Origin of the sequence: Xanthomonas sp. D-99 (assembly GCF_017746145.1) — a bacterium.
GTDB classification, from domain to species: domain Bacteria; phylum Pseudomonadota; class Gammaproteobacteria; order Xanthomonadales; family Xanthomonadaceae; genus Xanthomonas; species Xanthomonas cissicola.
Genome location: NZ_JAGHWU010000025.1, coordinates 15,363 through 31,035 on the forward strand (window position 1 = coordinate 15,363; position 15,673 = coordinate 31,035).

The 15,673-nt window shown below is 65.3% G+C and carries 11 protein-coding genes and 1 pseudogene; 4 read left to right on the top strand and 8 right to left on the bottom strand.

From position 1 onward, the window contains the following. Positions 1 to 2: 2 nt before the first annotated feature. The 7 genes and pseudogenes from J7360_RS11840 to ubiE form a co-directional block, all read right to left on the bottom strand. Positions 3 to 1,778, bottom strand: coding sequence for a quinoprotein dehydrogenase-associated putative ABC transporter substrate-binding protein (locus tag J7360_RS11840; protein WP_057664031.1), 1,776 nt, complete (start codon positions 1,776 to 1,778; stop codon positions 3 to 5). Then, positions 1,775 to 3,841, bottom strand: coding sequence for a methanol/ethanol family PQQ-dependent dehydrogenase (locus tag J7360_RS11845; protein WP_343237350.1), 2,067 nt, complete (start codon positions 3,839 to 3,841; stop codon positions 1,775 to 1,777). The genes J7360_RS11840 and J7360_RS11845 overlap by 4 nt, the downstream gene beginning before the upstream one ends. Before the next feature lie 533 nt (positions 3,842 to 4,374). Next, positions 4,375 to 4,998, bottom strand: a complete 624-nt coding sequence (locus J7360_RS11850) for an HAD family hydrolase (protein ID WP_057662414.1) — start codon at positions 4,996 to 4,998, stop codon at positions 4,375 to 4,377. A 349-nt stretch (positions 4,999 to 5,347) separates the two neighbouring features. Then, positions 5,348 to 6,047, bottom strand: a pseudogene (locus tag J7360_RS11855) (hypothetical protein). Positions 6,048 to 6,262: 215 nt separating this feature from the next. Beyond that, positions 6,263 to 8,209: a M1 family metallopeptidase gene (locus J7360_RS11860; RefSeq protein ID WP_040965228.1), complete on the bottom strand. Its 1,947-nt coding sequence runs from the start codon at positions 8,207 to 8,209 to the stop codon at positions 6,263 to 6,265. A 120-nt stretch (positions 8,210 to 8,329) separates the two neighbouring features. Then, positions 8,330 to 9,220: a GGDEF domain-containing protein gene (locus J7360_RS11865; RefSeq protein WP_039731568.1), complete on the bottom strand. Its 891-nt coding sequence runs from the start codon at positions 9,218 to 9,220 to the stop codon at positions 8,330 to 8,332. Positions 9,221 to 9,411: 191 nt separating this feature from the next. Continuing rightward, positions 9,412 to 10,173 carry a bifunctional demethylmenaquinone methyltransferase/2-methoxy-6-polyprenyl-1,4-benzoquinol methylase UbiE gene (gene ubiE / locus J7360_RS11870; protein ID WP_003482754.1) on the bottom strand — a complete coding sequence of 254 codons (762 nt, stop codon included), beginning with the start codon at positions 10,171 to 10,173 and terminating at the stop codon, positions 9,412 to 9,414. An 87-nt stretch (positions 10,174 to 10,260) separates the two neighbouring features. Between ubiE and J7360_RS11875 the strand changes: the two genes are divergently transcribed. From J7360_RS11875 to J7360_RS11890, 4 genes are all read left to right on the top strand, one after another. Further along, positions 10,261 to 11,910: an MFS transporter gene (locus J7360_RS11875; RefSeq protein ID WP_209033905.1), complete on the top strand. Its 1,650-nt coding sequence runs from the start codon at positions 10,261 to 10,263 to the stop codon at positions 11,908 to 11,910. Further along, positions 11,907 to 12,995, top strand: a complete 1,089-nt coding sequence (locus J7360_RS11880) for an HlyD family secretion protein (protein ID WP_209033907.1) — start codon at positions 11,907 to 11,909, stop codon at positions 12,993 to 12,995. Before J7360_RS11875 ends, J7360_RS11880 begins: the two co-directional genes overlap by 4 nt. Before the next feature lie 124 nt (positions 12,996 to 13,119). Further along, a complete protein-coding gene (locus tag J7360_RS11885; RefSeq protein ID WP_057661457.1) occupies positions 13,120 to 13,620 on the top strand; it encodes a GNAT family N-acetyltransferase in 501 nt (166 codons plus the stop codon). Next, a complete protein-coding gene (locus J7360_RS11890) occupies positions 13,617 to 14,072 on the top strand; it encodes a nucleoside deaminase (protein ID WP_209033909.1) in 456 nt (151 codons plus the stop codon). Before J7360_RS11885 ends, J7360_RS11890 begins: the two co-directional genes overlap by 4 nt. Positions 14,073 to 14,269: 197 nt before the next feature. Here the strand turns inward: J7360_RS11890 and hslU are convergent, their stop codons facing one another. Then, positions 14,270 to 15,637 carry an ATP-dependent protease ATPase subunit HslU gene (gene hslU / locus J7360_RS11895; RefSeq protein ID WP_209033911.1) on the bottom strand — a complete coding sequence of 456 codons (1,368 nt, stop codon included), beginning with the start codon at positions 15,635 to 15,637 and terminating at the stop codon, positions 14,270 to 14,272. Positions 15,638 to 15,673: the final 36 nt, after the last annotated feature.

Consider the following 15,673-nt stretch of genomic DNA (forward strand, 5'->3'; position numbering starts at 1 on the left):
AGTCATTTGCGCGCCGGGCGCCTGGCCTGGGTGAGTAGCGTGGCCAGTGCGGTGTCGCCACGTGCCTGCGCCAGATCCGCGGCGGTCTTGCCGTCGCGGTTGCGCGCAGACGGGTCGGCACCTGCGGCCAGCAGGCGGTTGGCGACCGCTTCGCGCCCGGCCGCTGCGGCCAGCATCAGCGCGGTGACACCAGCCTGATTGGCGTGACCGACCTCGGCGCCGCGTGCGAGCACGGCATCGAAAATGGCCGGGTCGTCGCGCGCCACGGCAAACATCACCGGGGTGAATCCGGTGGGATTGGCGCGCCGCACATTCGCGCCCTTGTCCAGCAGCGCCTGCACCACCGCGACATCGGCATACGACACCGCAAGATCCAGTGCGCTCCAGCCATCGCTGGACACGGCATCCACCGGCGCGCGCTTGGCCAGCAGCCTGCTGAGGCTGTCCGCATCATTGGCCCACGCAGCTTTCATCAGCGCGGTCCAGCCGCTGGCATCGCGGGCATCCAGGCGTGCGCCGGCATCCAGCAGCAGGCCGACCAGATCCGGCGCCTGATTGCGGATGGCCTGGTGCAGCGGCGGCTCGCCCAGCAAGTTGGGGTGATTGGCGTCGGCACCATGCCGCAGCAGCCATGCCGCACGCACGGCATCGCCGGCATCCAGCGCATGCGCCAGTTCCTGATTGGGGTCGGCACCGTCGGCGATGCGCAATTGCAGCTGCGCCAGTTCCTGCGATGAGGCCGCCGGGCTGGGCGCAGTGGATGCCGGTGTGGGCGTGACATATGGACCATGCGATGCCAGCTCGCCGGCCACCACGCATTCGCTACAGCGCACCAGCGGCACGTGATAACTGCGCAGGATCTGGGCGATGTTTGCCGCGCTCTGCTGCAACGCCGTGTTCAACGCGTCACGCAGGTCGGCATTCCTGCGCGATACCGCCCAGGCCATCGAATACTCCAGCACCGCATCGTCGATGGTGTTCAAGGGCACCAGACCCAGGCCGCTGCGCTGCGCGTAATATCCGGCGACCGGACCCCAGGATTCGGCCGCATCCAGCGTGTTGGCGGCGACCCGTTCGACGAGCTTGCCGGGGTGTTCTTCCGGTGCGGTGGCCGAGTCGTAGAACAGGTACTGCACCTCACCGCTGATGCCGTGCTCGTACAGCGCCTGACGCGCAGGCGAGCTCTGGAACACGCCCAGGCGCAGCTTTTTCAACGCCGGGTCGTCCAGCGAGCCAGGCCTCAACGACAAGCCTTGACGTGTGACCAGCACATACGCCGAACGATAGACCGGGCGTGTGGTCAGCCCCTGCTCGAAATCGCTGTTGAGGTCCATCAGCACATCGCAGCGGCCCGCATTGATGGTGCTACGCGCCAGGCCGCGCTGGTAATAAGTGCGCCACTCGTATTCCAGGCGCCGGCCCATGGCATCGGCAACCACTTGCGCAATCTTGTTCTGGAAGCCTTCGCCGGCCTTGTTGGACAACGGCATGTTGCCCGGGTCTGCGCACACGCGCAGGACGTGCGGATCTGGCGTAGGTGGCGGCGCGGATGCCGCTGCAGGCGTGGTTGCCGGCGTAGCGGTGGATGCAGGCGCCGCAGCGGACGCCGCATCGGAATGAGAAGCGCGAGCCGTCGGTGAGGACGGCTCGCGTGTGCAGCCTGCGGCGACGAGTCCGAAGCTGCACAGCACCATCACCCGATGCAGGTGCCGGGTGATGCCGCGCACGCCGGCAGCGGATTGCCGTCGTGCGCTTCCAACGCCTTGCATGGATGTCATCGTGCCGTCTTCGCTGCTGCATTGGCGGTACCGCCGCCTGCGGTGGCGGTGGCGGTGGCGGTGGCGGTGGCGGTGGCGGTGGCGGTGGCAGTGGCAGTGGCAGTGGCAGTGGCAGTGGCAGTGGCGGTCACGGTCTTGCCGGCGCCATCGATACGGAAGCTGTGGACCATGCCGCCGAGCGGGATCTTGTCGAAGCCCGCACCGAACGCCAGCCCCGCCGCACCCAGTGCGCCATACGGATCGGACGGATCCAGGCCCGCAGTGACCGGCAAGCCGATCCACCCGCCGATACCGGAGAACACCGCCACGTACTGATGGCCGTTGGCCTTGTAGGCGATGGGGTTACCGATGATGCCGGACGGCAACTTGGTCTCCCACAGCTTCTTGCCGGTGTCCTTGTCCACCGCGCGGAACCACCCATCCAGCGTGCCGTAGAACACCAGCCCGCCGTCGGTGACCAGGGTGCCGCTCCACACCGGGTACTTCTCCTTGATCTCCCACTTGGACTTGCCTTCCACCACATCGAACGCCTTGACGATGCCCAGCGCGCCCGGCTCATTCGGCTTCATCATCACGTTGGCGAACACGTATGGCAGACCCATCATGGTGTTGCCGCGCTCCTGCGGTTCCAGTTCCATGTGCCAGTTATTGGTGCCGCAGAAGAACACCGCCGCATTGGCCGGATCCACCGAGCACGGCTGCTGGTCCTTGCCGCCCATCGCCGAGGGGAAGGCCTGCACCTTCTTGCCGCGTTCCAGCGGCGAATGCGCGGCCACCTTCACCGGGCGACCGGTCTTCATGTCGATGCGTTCGGCCCAGTTGGCCGGCACGAACTTGTGCGCGCGCAGCAGCGTGCCATCGCGCCGATCGAGTACGTAGGCAAAGCCGTTGCGATCGAACTGCACCACCGAAGGAACCTGCTTGCCATCGATGCTCAGGTCGACCAGGATCGGCTCGTTGATGCCGTCGTAATCCCACTGGTCGAACGGGGTCTTCTGGTAGCCCCACACCGCCTCGCCGGTATCGATCTTGCGGGCGAACAAGGTCATCGACCACTTGTTGTCATGCTCGCCGTTGTTGCATTCCTCCTGCGAGGTCTTGCCGCAACGGTACGACGGGCTCCACAGGCCGGGATTGCCGGTGCCGTAGTACACCAGCTTCAATTTCGGATCGTAGCTATACCACCCCCAGGCAGCGCCGCCACCGCGCTTCCATTCGTCGTTGGGAAAGGTCTTGACGCCCAGGTCGCCGAGCTGGCCATGCTGCGGATTGGCCTTGTTGAAATCCGGGCCCAGGCAGATCGCCTTGTCGGTACCGGCCGCATCGCAGGACCATGCCTGCTTACCATCGGCAAGGTTGTAGGCGGCCACGCGACCGAGCACGCCGAACTCGTTGCCGCTGATGCCGGCAACCACTTTGCCGTCGGCGATGATCGGCGCCATGGTGATGGTTTCGCCCTTGTCCGGGTGCGCGAGTTTTTGCTTCCACACTTCCTTGCCGGTCTTGGCGTCGAGCGCGATCACATCGCCGCTGAGGCTGCCGAAGACCAGCTTGCCGTCGGCATACGAGGCGCCGCGATTGACCGTATCGCAGCACGCCACCGCCACCGACCGTTCGTCCTGTTGCGGGGTGTATTTCCACAACACCTTGCCGCCGTCGTCCTGCGCCGCAAGATCGATGGCGAACACGTTGTTCGGATACGCACTGACCATATACATGATGCTGCCGATCACCAGCGGCTGGCCTTCGTGGCCGCGCGTGGCGTCGGTTTTCATCTCCCACGACATCTTCAGGTTCTTGACGTTGTCGCGATTGATCTCGGCCAGCGGGCTATGCCGGGTGAGTGCGAAGTCGCGCCCCACGCCGCCCCAGTTGTCCGCATTGCTGGCATTGGCGGTGAACTCGCTATCGGTGTCGACCACCGCCGCGGCGGCGGGTGCAGCGGCTGTTGCCGGTGCTGCAGTTTCGGTGGGTGTGTCTTTCTTGCAGCCAGACAGAACGGCGCTCAGCGCAAGCATGAGCAGCGCAGCGCTGCGTACGCTGCGACAGGAAGATTGGTGCATGTGCGTCTACCCCTCTCGTTTGAACAACCAGTCGGTTGAAACATCCCGCAGCGCAGGCGCTGTCACCGCCGTGGCGATGCGGACGTAGGAAACGTCGGGAGAGACCTGAGCAAACGGCATGCCAGCACACTGGTGCGCCGCACCACATCGCGTCAGCGAGGGTCGAGGGTGATGACGGCGCGCCGAGCATCTCGCGCTGTCACGGTTTTGGCACAGTTTGCGCCGCACGTGCTGTGACACAGGTGGTGCAGACGGTCCAGTGACGTCTCAGCAACGCCGAGCGTGTCCTGGACTCAGATCGCTGCGCCGCTGATGCAGTGCAATGCGCTATGGCAAGCAGCACTGCGCGATATCGCCAGGCATGCCGGTCGTCTGCCCGCTGGGAGAAGGCGTCAGAAAGGCGAATATGGAGACGGATGCGGCCAATAGACAGGTGCGCCGTTCGCGACGCGTCATCGCGTCGGCGGCTAGTCAACAGTTCCCATGCCCGCTCGGGTGCACGTTACCTCGTTGCACAGGCACAACGCGCCACCCTAGCTCTCCCATTGCGCGAGCAACTGCGTGCAATCGTGCAGGCGCCAGTCCGCAAAACCGGGCCAGGGGTCGCCGGGTGTATTGACCAAGACAGTGCACGCACCGACGGCGCGGCCGCAGGCCAGGTCATTGTGGTGATCGCCGACCATGACCAGCGCGCTGCCCTGCACCGACCAGCGCCGCGCGAAATACTGCAGCCCGTCGGGCGCAGGTTTCGGGGCAGCCTCGTCGCGGCCAACGATTTCGTCCCAGACGAATGCATCGTCCAGACCGATCGCCTGCAACGTGATCTTTGCCAGCTCGCGCGCGTTGCGGGTGAGCATGCCAAGCCGGCAACCGGCGGCATGCAGCGCGCGCACCAGCGCCACTGCGCCCGGCGCGGCGCGTGCGCCTTGGGCGAGCGCACGCTCGTGTTCGAGCAACCAGGCATGCTTGGCCGCCGCTTCGTCGGCCGGTAGCGCTGCCAGGTGATGCAGGATGTCCGCCGCTGGCGGAACGTCCAGCGCGCGGCGGATCAAGGCGAAATCGTGCGCAGCTTCGGTCAGCGTGCCGTCCATGTCGAAGACCCAATGGCGGTAGTCGGACAACGTGGGAGAGAGGCCGGCGCGTGTCATGCTGTCCATCCTTTGCAAAGACATCAAAGTGATCGATTCGGTGCGACAGGCGGCGGTGCGGCCAACCTGCAGCAGTGCGCAATCGGCGACCTCGCCCAAGGCGGTCGACCAGGCGTTTGCGCTCATTGCCAAGCAGGTGCGGGTGGCGCTCGCTCGACATGTCCCTGCGCGGACACGCCAACGCGCGCGCCCCTTCATCCGAACGAATGCGCGCCAGATCTGCTGACCATCCCGAGCGCTGAATGCCGATGCGCTGCACCGCCATCACACCGGGGTACTGTACTGTCGATCAAGCGTGGCAGTGCTGCACCAGCCCGCACACACGATCGGTGTACGCCAGCGCTCATCGCGAGCTCGCCTACTTCCACCCGGGCATCTGCGTGGTGTCCAGGCCGCCGACCTCGAACTCTGCGGTGCGCGTACCGCCGGCCTTGACCGGGAAGATAATGCCGATGCGCTTGGCGTTGCGTACGAGCTTCCACAACGCTTTGTCATCGTCGATGAACATGGCAATGGCTTCGTCGGTATCCGGGCGGTGCGCCGCCATCGGCCGCCACCTGCACCTTGCAGCCACCGTAGCAGTTGAAATCGCCGGCCTTGAGCACGAGGTAGCTGTGGCGCTTCCACTGCGGATGATCGCGAAACACCAGGCTGACCGGCTTGGGTCCGCTGCCATCCACATCCACACGCTGCTTGGCATCGATCATCGCCGAGCGCTGCGTACCGCCCTTGGCCGGCACCTGCGAGTATTGCCACAGCGCCTGCATGCGGCGCAGCTCGCGCGCCTGCTCGCCCTTGGCCTTGATATCGGCATAGTCTGGCTCGATGCGCGTGGCGGCCGCAGTGCCGGCGTAGCCTTCGATCAAGGCCGCGCCATGCGCACGCGCCATGTCCCAGTTCTGTGTCTTGACCGCCTCGTCGTACTGCTTGGCGAGCGCCTCGGCCTGGGTTTCCTTGGCCTGCGCCTGCGCGGTGGCCTGCGCCTGACGTTGCGCCTCGCGGTCGGTGCAGGCACTCAAGGTGGCGACGCACAAGGCCGCGCTCAGCAGGTACTTCATCGTCGACTCCGAAATGCATGAAAAGCAGCGGCAACGATACCAGCCTGCCAGCATGACCCGTGATCAACCGCCGTACACCGTAGGAGCGCACCTGGGCGCGACGGGGTTTCACCGGGAAAGCCCTGTCGCGCCCGGGTGCGCTCCTACGATGGTGGTTGCAGGCACGATGCGGCGATGGAAGCGGCGGGAGGGCGCTGCAACGCCCTCCGCTGCCATTACGGCTGCGCCGGCGGTGCCGCTTTCGCCTTGGCGATCATCTCGGCCACCGATGCGGTGGTGATCGGGTGATAGCTGGGCTTGGCCTTTTCGAAGGCCTGTTCAGCGAACGCGATGCCGTCCGGAGTCTTCAACAATTCGGCGTAGATCGGCAGCACCAGCTTGCGGCGGCCGACGCGTTCGATGAACTCGCCCGCGGCAGCGCGCGCGTCGGTGTAACCGCTGCGGATCGCCAGCGGATACCAGCGCATCGCGATCTCGCCATTCGGCGTGCCGGTGAAGTGATACGCCTCGTCCAGCTGCTTGAGCTGCTCGGGCTTGAGCGTGGCGCCCATGCCGCTGAGGAAGTGCACCCATTCCTGAGTGCCCCACTCGCTGGTGACCTGCTTGTTCGGCAAGGCGCCGCTGCCGCTCCAGGCGATGCGCGCGGTGTCCACGATCGAGAAGCTGCGCGAGCGCGCCTTGGCCGCAAACGCCGGAATGCCAGGCTGCTTCAGCCACGCATCCACGTCGGCCGCGCTCACCGTGTTGGGATGCTTGTCCAGCAGGTTCTTCTTCAGGTAATCGACGAACTGGTCGGTGGTGGCGCTCTGGAAGGCGTGATCGTCGAACCAGCCGCGCAGGAACGGGTCGAATACCTCGCGGCCGAAGCGCTGCTCCAGGAACTGCAGGAACCACGCACCCTTGACGTAGGCGACCTGGCTCAAGGCCTCGTCGGGGTCGCGCTGGGCCAGTGGCGGCAACTCCAGCACCTGGTCGGCCGCCGGCATGTCTTTGACTTCGGCCAGCAGATCGCCCTGGTCGATTTCGCGTTCCATCTCGGCCATCTCGGTACCGTACAGCGCCTCGGTGATGCGGCCCTGCACGTAGGTGGTGAACCCTTCGTTGAGCCAGATGTCCTTCCAGCTCGCATTGGTCACCAGGTTGCCCGACCAGCTATGCGCCAGTTCGTGCGCCACCAGCGACACCAGCGACTTGTCGCCGACGATCACGGTGGGCGTGGCGAAGGTCAGGCGCGGATTTTCCATGCCACCGAACGGGAACGACGGCGGCAGCACCAGCATGTCGTAACGGCCCCAGCGATACGGGCCGTAAAGTTTTTCGGCCGCACCGATCATCTTCTCGGTGTCTTCGAACTCCTTGGCGGCCTTGTCGGCCATGGCCGGCTCGGCCCACACGCCCGAGCGCGCGGAAATCGGCTTGAACACCACATCGCCGGCGGCGATCGCCAGCAGGTAGGACGGAATCGGCTCGGGCATCGTGAAGCTGTAATCGCCGTCTCGTGCCGCCTTGGGGTCGTTGTCGGCGCTCATCAGCACCATCACGTCCGGGCGCGAGGTGACATGTGCGCTGTAGGTGAAGCGCACGCTCGGGGTGTCTTGCAGCGGCACCCAGCTACGCGCGTGAATCGCCTGCGACTGACTGAACATGAAAGGCAGTTGCTTGCCTTCGGTCATCGACGGCTCCAGCCACTGCAGGCCCGAGGCCGTCGGCGCGGTGTGATAGGTGATCACGACCTTGGCCGGTTGATTCGGCGCTTCGATGGTGAGCTTGCTGCCGAAGGTCTTGTCGGCCGGCGCCAGGGCGAACTGCAGCGGCGACAGGCCGCCCTTGCCATCGTCTGCCTGTACCTGCGCGATGCTCAGCTCGCGCGTATCCAGCACCAGTTGCTTGGCGGCCTTGTCCTTCCACGCCAGCGTGTAGGTGGCAGTGCCGCCAATCTGCTTGGCATCGAAATCCAGCTTCAGGTCCAGCGCCAGGTCCTTGATGACCACCAGCTGCGGCTGGGCGTAGGAGCTTTCGTCGTGGTTGCGGGCGTCTGCTTTCACGGGAGCCTTGGCAGTGGCGGCCGGCGCGGTGGGGGATGCCGACGGCGTGGAGTCATTTGAACAGCCGGCCAGCGCGATGGACACGGCCAGGGACAGCGACAGGAACGGGAAGCGCATCGACGGCACCGCAGCAAGGAGAATTAGGCATTTTAGCGCCCTGCGCCGTAGCCTGCCCGTGCCATCGGTGGCCATACGCGCGATAACCTGCCACGCGGTGTCGCAACCGGCTTGCCCAGGTCAGATCACCGGATGGCCGCGCGGAGCGTCGTGCCCGTCGCGCACCAGACGCCGGCCACCGGAGAACTTGGCGCGATACATCGCCGCATCGGCGCGGCGATACAGTTCGGTGGCATCCAGCCCTTGTTCGCACACCGCACTGCCGGCGCTCACATGCAGCGGCGCATCGTCGGCATCCTCGCGCTCGAGCATCGAGAGCCATTGGTTGAGCTTGAGCGTGGCTTCGTCTTCGCTGGCATGGATGCCGATCAGGAATTCGTCGCCGCCCCAACGCCCGACCCAATCCTGCGCACCCAACCAGCCGTAGGCAGAGTCCACCAGGCGCACCAGCACGCGGTCGCCAGCCAGGTGGCCGAAACGGTCGTTGATCTGCTTGAGGTTGTCCATGTCCAGCACGAACAGCACGAACGGCCAGCCTTCGCGTTGCGAGGCGATCACCGAATCGCGCATCGCCTGTTCGCAACCGCGCCGGTTCAGCGCCTCGGTTAGCGGGTCGAACAAGGCGTGTTTCTTGAGATCGCGCATGCCGGCATCGATGCCACGCAGGCTGCGGTTGATGCCGCGCAACAGCCGGCCCAATTCGTCGTCGCCCTGTTCCGGAAGCGTGGGCAGGCGCTGATCGGCATAATACGAATCCAGCGCATCGGCGGCGATGCGCAGCGGCGCCAGCAGCCGATACAGCGCGACCAAGGTCAGCGCCGTGCCGGCCAGCGTGGCCAGCAATGCCACGATCACCACCGACCATAGCGGGCGCCCGTCCAGTTCGCTCTGCGATGCCAACCACGCGATCAATAGCAGCAACGGCAGATGGATGCCCAGAAAGGTCACCGCCAGCAGTTTGGCGCTGAAGGAGCGAGGAAACACGCGCGAGAGCCCGGCGTACAAGCGCATCCAACACTCCGGCAAAAGAGCGCTTAGTGTCGCCGAGAGCGTGTGGAGCCAACGCGACGGAAGTCTCAGAACTTCGCTGGTTGTACACATGTGCGGCACCGGTTCGCCTCAACAAGCGATCCCATGCACGCGGTGGGCGAGCGCCAGCGCACGCTACATGCGCCGACGCCAGCAGGCTCAAAACGCCCTGCTTAGATCTTGTAGCCGGAGTGGATCGCCACGATGCCGCCGGTGAGGTTCTTGAAGTGGCAACGCGCAAACCCGGCCTCGCCCATCATGCCCTTGAGCGATTCCTGCGGCGGATGCTTGCGGATGCTTTCGGCCAGGTACTGGTAGCTATCGGCATCGCGCGCGAACAACTGGCCCAGCCTGGGCAGGATCTTGAACGAGTGGAAGTCGTAGATGGGCTTGAACCAGTCGGCGGTGACTTCGGAAAATTCCAGCACGCGCGCCTGGCCGCCCACTTTCAACACGCGGTACATCTCGCGCAATGCGGCGTCCTTGTCGGTGACGTTGCGCAGACCGAAGGAGATGGTCACCAGATCGAAACTCTGGTCCGGGAACGGCAGCGCTTCGGCGTTGCATTGCACGTAATCGAAGCCGGACACCAGCCCGCGGTTGGTCAGCCGGTCGCGGCCCACCGACAGCATGCCGGCGTTGATGTCGCCCAGCACCACGGCGCCCTCGTTGCCCACGCGCTCCTTGAGCAGCACGGCGATGTCGCCGGTGCCGCCGGCCAGATCCAGCACGCGGTCGCCTGGCTTCACCTGCGCGGTCGCCACGAAGTAGCGTTTCCATGCGCGGTGCACGCCCAGGCTCATCAGATCGTTCATCAGGTCGTAATTGCGGGCGACCGAGGTGAACACTTCACCGACCAGCTTCTGCTTGTCCTTGGCAGCGACATCGCGAAAGCCGAAATGGGTAGTACCGGAGGTATAGGGGGATTCGCTCATGGGCGGATTATCGCACCGCTGACGCCACCATGACCGCAACCGGACCACAATCGCGTTTTCACCTGCGACCGGCCCTGCGAGCATTCAGTGCGCGACAAGTACGTCCAGCGCGACTGGCAGCCCCATGAGCGGCCCACCCTGCCGGGGTCGGCCTCCACCCCCCTGCACCCTACCCGGCGGCGGATCCAGTACGGCCTGGTGGGCGTGGTGGTGGCGCTCACCGGCGGGCTGAGCAATGCCCTGGTCACCGCCAACCTGACCTATCTGCAAGGCACCTTGGGCGCCTATGCCACCGAAATGGCCTGGCTGCCGGCCGCCTACGTGATGACCAACATGTCGGCGAACCTGCTGCTGGTGAAGTTTCGCCAGCAGTTCGGGCTGCGCCGGTTCACCGAAATCTTCCTGGCGCTGTACGCGCTCATCGCCTTCGCGCACCTGTTCGTGCACAACCTGAGCTCGGCGATCACCGTGCGCGCCGCGCATGGCTTGGTGGGCGCCGCCCTCAGCTCGCTGGGCCTGTACTACGTGATCCAGGCATTTCCAACGAAATACCGGCTCAAGGCCGTGGTGCTGGGCCTGGGCATGACCCAACTGGCGTTGCCGCTGGCGCGGGTGTTCTCCACCGACCTGCTGGAATTTGGCGAGTGGCAAGGCCTGTACCTGTTCGAGTGCGGGCTGGCGGTGTTCGCGCTGGCCTGCGTGCTAGCGCTGAAGTTGCCGCCGAGCGATCGCTATCGCGTGTTCGAGCCGCTGGATTTCCTCACCTTCAGTCTGTTCGCCGCAGGCGCCGCCGGCCTGGCCGCGGTGCTCTCGCTCGGGCGCTTGCTGTGGTGGACCAGTACGCCGTGGCTGGGCGTGGTGCTGGCCGCCTCCATCGTGCTGCTGTGCACGGCGGCCTGGATCGAACACAACCGCCGCAACCCGATGATCAACACGCGCTGGCTGGCCAGTGCGGACATGTTGCGGCTGGGGCTGGCGATCCTGTTGATCCGGCTGGTGCTGTCCGAACAAAGCACCGGCGCCATCGGCTTCTTCCAGACGCTGGGCCTGGCCAACACGCAACTGCAGACCCTGTTCGCGCTGATGCTGCTGGGCGCGGTGGTCGGCGTGGCGGCCAGCGCGTGGCTGATCAACCCGGCGCGGGTTGCCGAACATCTGATCATCGCAGTGGCGGCCATCTGTACCGGCTGCTTCATGGATGCCGATGCCACCAGCCTCACCCGCCCCGAGCAGATGTATGCGAGCCAGTTCCTGCTCGCCTTCGGCAGCACGTTCTTCATCGGCCCGGCGATGGTGGCCGGCATCGGCCGGGTGATCGCGCAGCCGGGCAACCTGATCAGTTTCATCGTGCTGTTCGGCATGGCGCAAAACATGGGCGGCCTGCTCGGCAGCGCCCTGCTCGGCACCGTGCAGGTGGTGCGCGAGAAATACCACTCCAGCCAGTTGGTGGAACATCTGGTGCTGACCGACCCACAAGTGGCCGCGCGCGTGCAGGCCTACGCGAGCCTGTATGGCCGCAGCATCGGCGACCCGGCACTGCGTCAGGCCCAAGGCGTGCGCACGCTAGGCACGGTCGCCACGCGCGAGGCCAATGTGCTGGCGTACAACGATGTGTTCCTGTTGATCGGCTGCATCGCCATCGCCACCGGCCTGTGGATCCTGTCGGTGCTGGTGTGGCGCCGCTATCTGCGCCCCTCGGTATCGCCCTCCCCTCCTGTTCCCACTGCGCGCCCATGAATACACCAGCAGATTCCTCACCGCCTGCCGACCGGCAACGTCGTCGGCGCCGCCGTCTCGCCGGCATCGTCGGCTTCGGCGGACTTGCGCTGATCGGCGTGGCGCTGGTGCTGTATGCCTGGCGGTTGCCGCCGTTCGCCAGTGCGATCGAACGCACCGAAAATGCGATGGTGCACGGTCAGATCACCGTGATTGCGCCGCAGGTGAGCGGCTATGTCACGCAGGTGCCGGTGCAGGACTTTGCGCACGTCAAGCGCGGCCAGCTGCTGGCACGCATCGACGACCGCATCTATGCCCAGCAACTCGAACAGGCCAAGGCGCAAGTGCAGACCGCGCAGGCCAACCTCGCCAACTGGGATCAACAACGCCATAGCGCCGAAGCGACGATTGCCGAGCAAAGCGCGGCGCTGAGCAGCAACCAGGCACAACGCGACCGTACCCGTTCGGCCTATGCACGTACGCAGCAGCTGGCCAGCCAGCAGCTGGTCTCCGAGCAGGATCGCGACACCGCATTCGCCGCGCGCGCGCAGGCCGAGGCCGGCGTGGCGCAGGCACGTGCCGCAGTGCAGGCCGCCGAAGAAAACGCGCGCAGCGTGAGCGTCAACCGCGCCGCGTTGGAAGCCGCGGTTGCCAATGCGCAGGCCGCCGTGCAGCTGGCACAGATCAACCTGGACAACACACGCATCCTGGCCCCGCGCGATGGCCAGCTCGGTCAGCTTGGCGTGCGCCAGGGCGCCTACGTCACCAACGGCACGCAGCTGATGTCGCTGGTGCCGGACACGCTGTGGATCGTGGCCAATTTCAAGGAAACCCAGATGGCCAGGATCCGGATCGGCCAGCGCGCCAGCTTCACCGTGGATGCGCTGGACAATGCGCGTCTGCATGGACGCGTGCAGGACATTTCGCCGGCTGCCGGCTCGGAGTTCAGCGTGCTGCCGGCCGATAACGCCACCGGCAACTTCGTCAAGATTGCCCAGCGCATTCCGCTGCGCATCAGCGTCGACCCGGACCAGCCGCTGGCGACGCGGCTGCGGCCGGGCATGTCGGTGGTGGTGGCCGTCGAGACCGACAGCGCGGTCGACTAGGCACAACCTGCACCCGAGCGTGGGCAGCAATGCCGTCGCACGCACGCACGCAGGCGGGTCGGCCAATACCCCATACAGGCATGATTTCGCAGCTCAAACGCGGCACAGCCGCTATCATGCAGTGATGCCCACCATGCCCCTTCCTTCCCTGCACTGGCAGCACCTGCGGTTTGCGCAACTGAGCACCATGCAGCTGTATGCGCTGCTAAGGCTGCGCACGGATGTGTTTGTGGTGGAACAGCAATGCGCCTATCCGGAACTGGATGGCAAAGATACCGATCCCGCCATGCTGCATGTGCTGGGTACCGCCAATGACGCTGCGTTGGCCGCCTACCTGCGCGTGCTGCCCCCAGGCTTGAGTTATTCCGAGCCGAGCATCGGCCGTGTGGTCGTCGCTGCTGCATTTCGTGGCACTGGACTGGCGCACGCGCTGTTGCGCGAAGGCATCGGGTTGGTGCACACGCAGTGGCCGGGTCGCGCGATCCAGCTCGGTGCGCAGGCGCACCTGCAATCGTTCTACGCGGCGCACGGGTTTGCCCCTGCTTCCGCACAGTACCTGGAAGACGGCATTCCCCATCTCGACATGCTGCGCCCCGCCGGCGCGGCCCCTTTGGAGTTCGCATGATCACCACTCCCGACTACCGCGCGTTGCTGGACACCGCCATTGCCGAGGCCCGCCAGGGCCTGGCCGAAGGCGGCATCCCGATCGGCGCGGCGCTGTATCACAACGACGGGCGCCTACTTGGCTGCGGCCATAACCGCCGCGTGCAGGAAAACGACCCCTCGGTACACGGCGAGACCGACGCGTTTCGCAAGGCCGGCCGCCAGCGCCGCTACAAGGACACCATCATGGTCACCACGCTGGCGCCGTGCTGGTACTGCAGCGGGCTGGTGCGCCAGTTCAACATCGGCACCGTGGTGGTCGGCGAATCGGTCACGTTCCAGGGCGGCATCGTGTGGTTGCGCGAGCACGGCATCAACGTGATCGATCTGCAGAGCCAGGAATGCATCGATCTGCTCGGTGGCTATATTTCCGCCAACCCGGATGTGTGGAACGAAGATATCGGCGAGGCCTGAGGTCAGCTAAAGCACCATGGCATTGCCGCACCATCACAGGCCGCGGGCAATGCCGCTGCGCAGCGGGGATGCATTGCCCGATATCACAATGCCGCTCAATGCCAAAGCCCGTCTCGTCCGTCGTGCATGCTGCAAATAAAAAGACCCGCCATTGGCGGGTCTGTTCCATCCCACGCGCAGGTTGCCGTGCAACGTTGTCAGAGGATGTAGCGGCTCAGATCCGGATCCTGCACCAGCTCACCCAGCTGCGCATCCACATAGGCGGCGTCCACGGTCACGCTCTGCCCATCGCGATCCGGCGCTTCGTAGCTCAACACATCGAGCAAACGCTCCAACACCGTATGCAGGCGACGGGCGCCGATATTCTCCTGGCGCTCGTTGACCTGCGCGGCAATCTCGGCAAGCCGGTCCACCGCGTCAGAGGCAAACGTCAACGCCACACCTTCGGTCTGCAACAAGGCTTCGTACTGCTTGATCAAGGCGGCCTTGGGTTCGGTGAGGATGCGGACGAAATCGGCCTTGGTCAGCGCGGTCAATTCCACGCGGATCGGGAAGCGGCCCTGCAGCTCCGGGATCAGATCGCTGGGCTTGGCCAGGTGAAACGCGCCTGATGCAATGAACAGGATGTGGTCGGTCTTGACCGTGCCGTACTTGGTGGACACGTTGGAGCCTTCCACCAGCGGCAACAGATCGCGCTGCACGCCTTCGCGACTGACATCGCCACCGCCGGAGCCGGCTTCGCCGCGCTTGGCCACCTTGTCGATCTCATCGATGAACACGATGCCATGCTGCTCGCACGCTTCGATGGCCGCGGTGCGCACATCGTCTTCGTTGACCAATTTGCCCGCTTCTTCTTCGATCAACAGCGGGCGCGCTGCCTTGATGGTGAGCTTGCGCTTCTGGGATTTGCCGCTGCCCAGATTGGAAAACATCTGGCGCAGTTGCTGGCCCATTTCTTCCATGCCCGGCGGGGTCATGATGTCCATGCTGGCGTTCACCGCCACTTCCAGTTCGATCTCGCGCTCGTCCAGCTCGCCGTTGCGCAGCATGCGACGGAACTTGATGCGGGTGTCGTTGTCCTGCGAGGAGGGCTCGTTGCGCGCCGCTTCCGGATCAAACCCAATACCGGTCGCGCGACGTGGCAGCAATGCGTCCAGGATGCGGTCTTCGGCACGCTCTTCGGCCTGGTTGCGCACGCGCACCTTGGCCTGCTCGCGATACAGCTTGACGGCGGTATCGGCCAGGTCGCGGATGATCTGCTCCACATCCTTGCCCACATACCCCACTTCGGTGAAGCGCGTGGCTTCGACCTTGACGAACGGCGCGTTGGCCAGTGTCGCCAGGCGCCGTGCGATCTCGGTCTTGCCCACACCGGTAGGGCCGATCATCAGGATGTTCTTGGGCATCACTTCGTTGCGCAGTTCTTCCGGCAACTGCATGCGGCGCCAGCGGTTACGCAGCGCGATGGCAACCGCGCGCTTGGCGTCGTGCTGGCCAACGATATGACGGTCGAGCTCCTGCACGATTTCGCGCGGAGTCATGGTTGAGCTATCGGGATTTGGCATTGGGGATTGGGGATTCGTAAGAGCGGAGTAGGAACG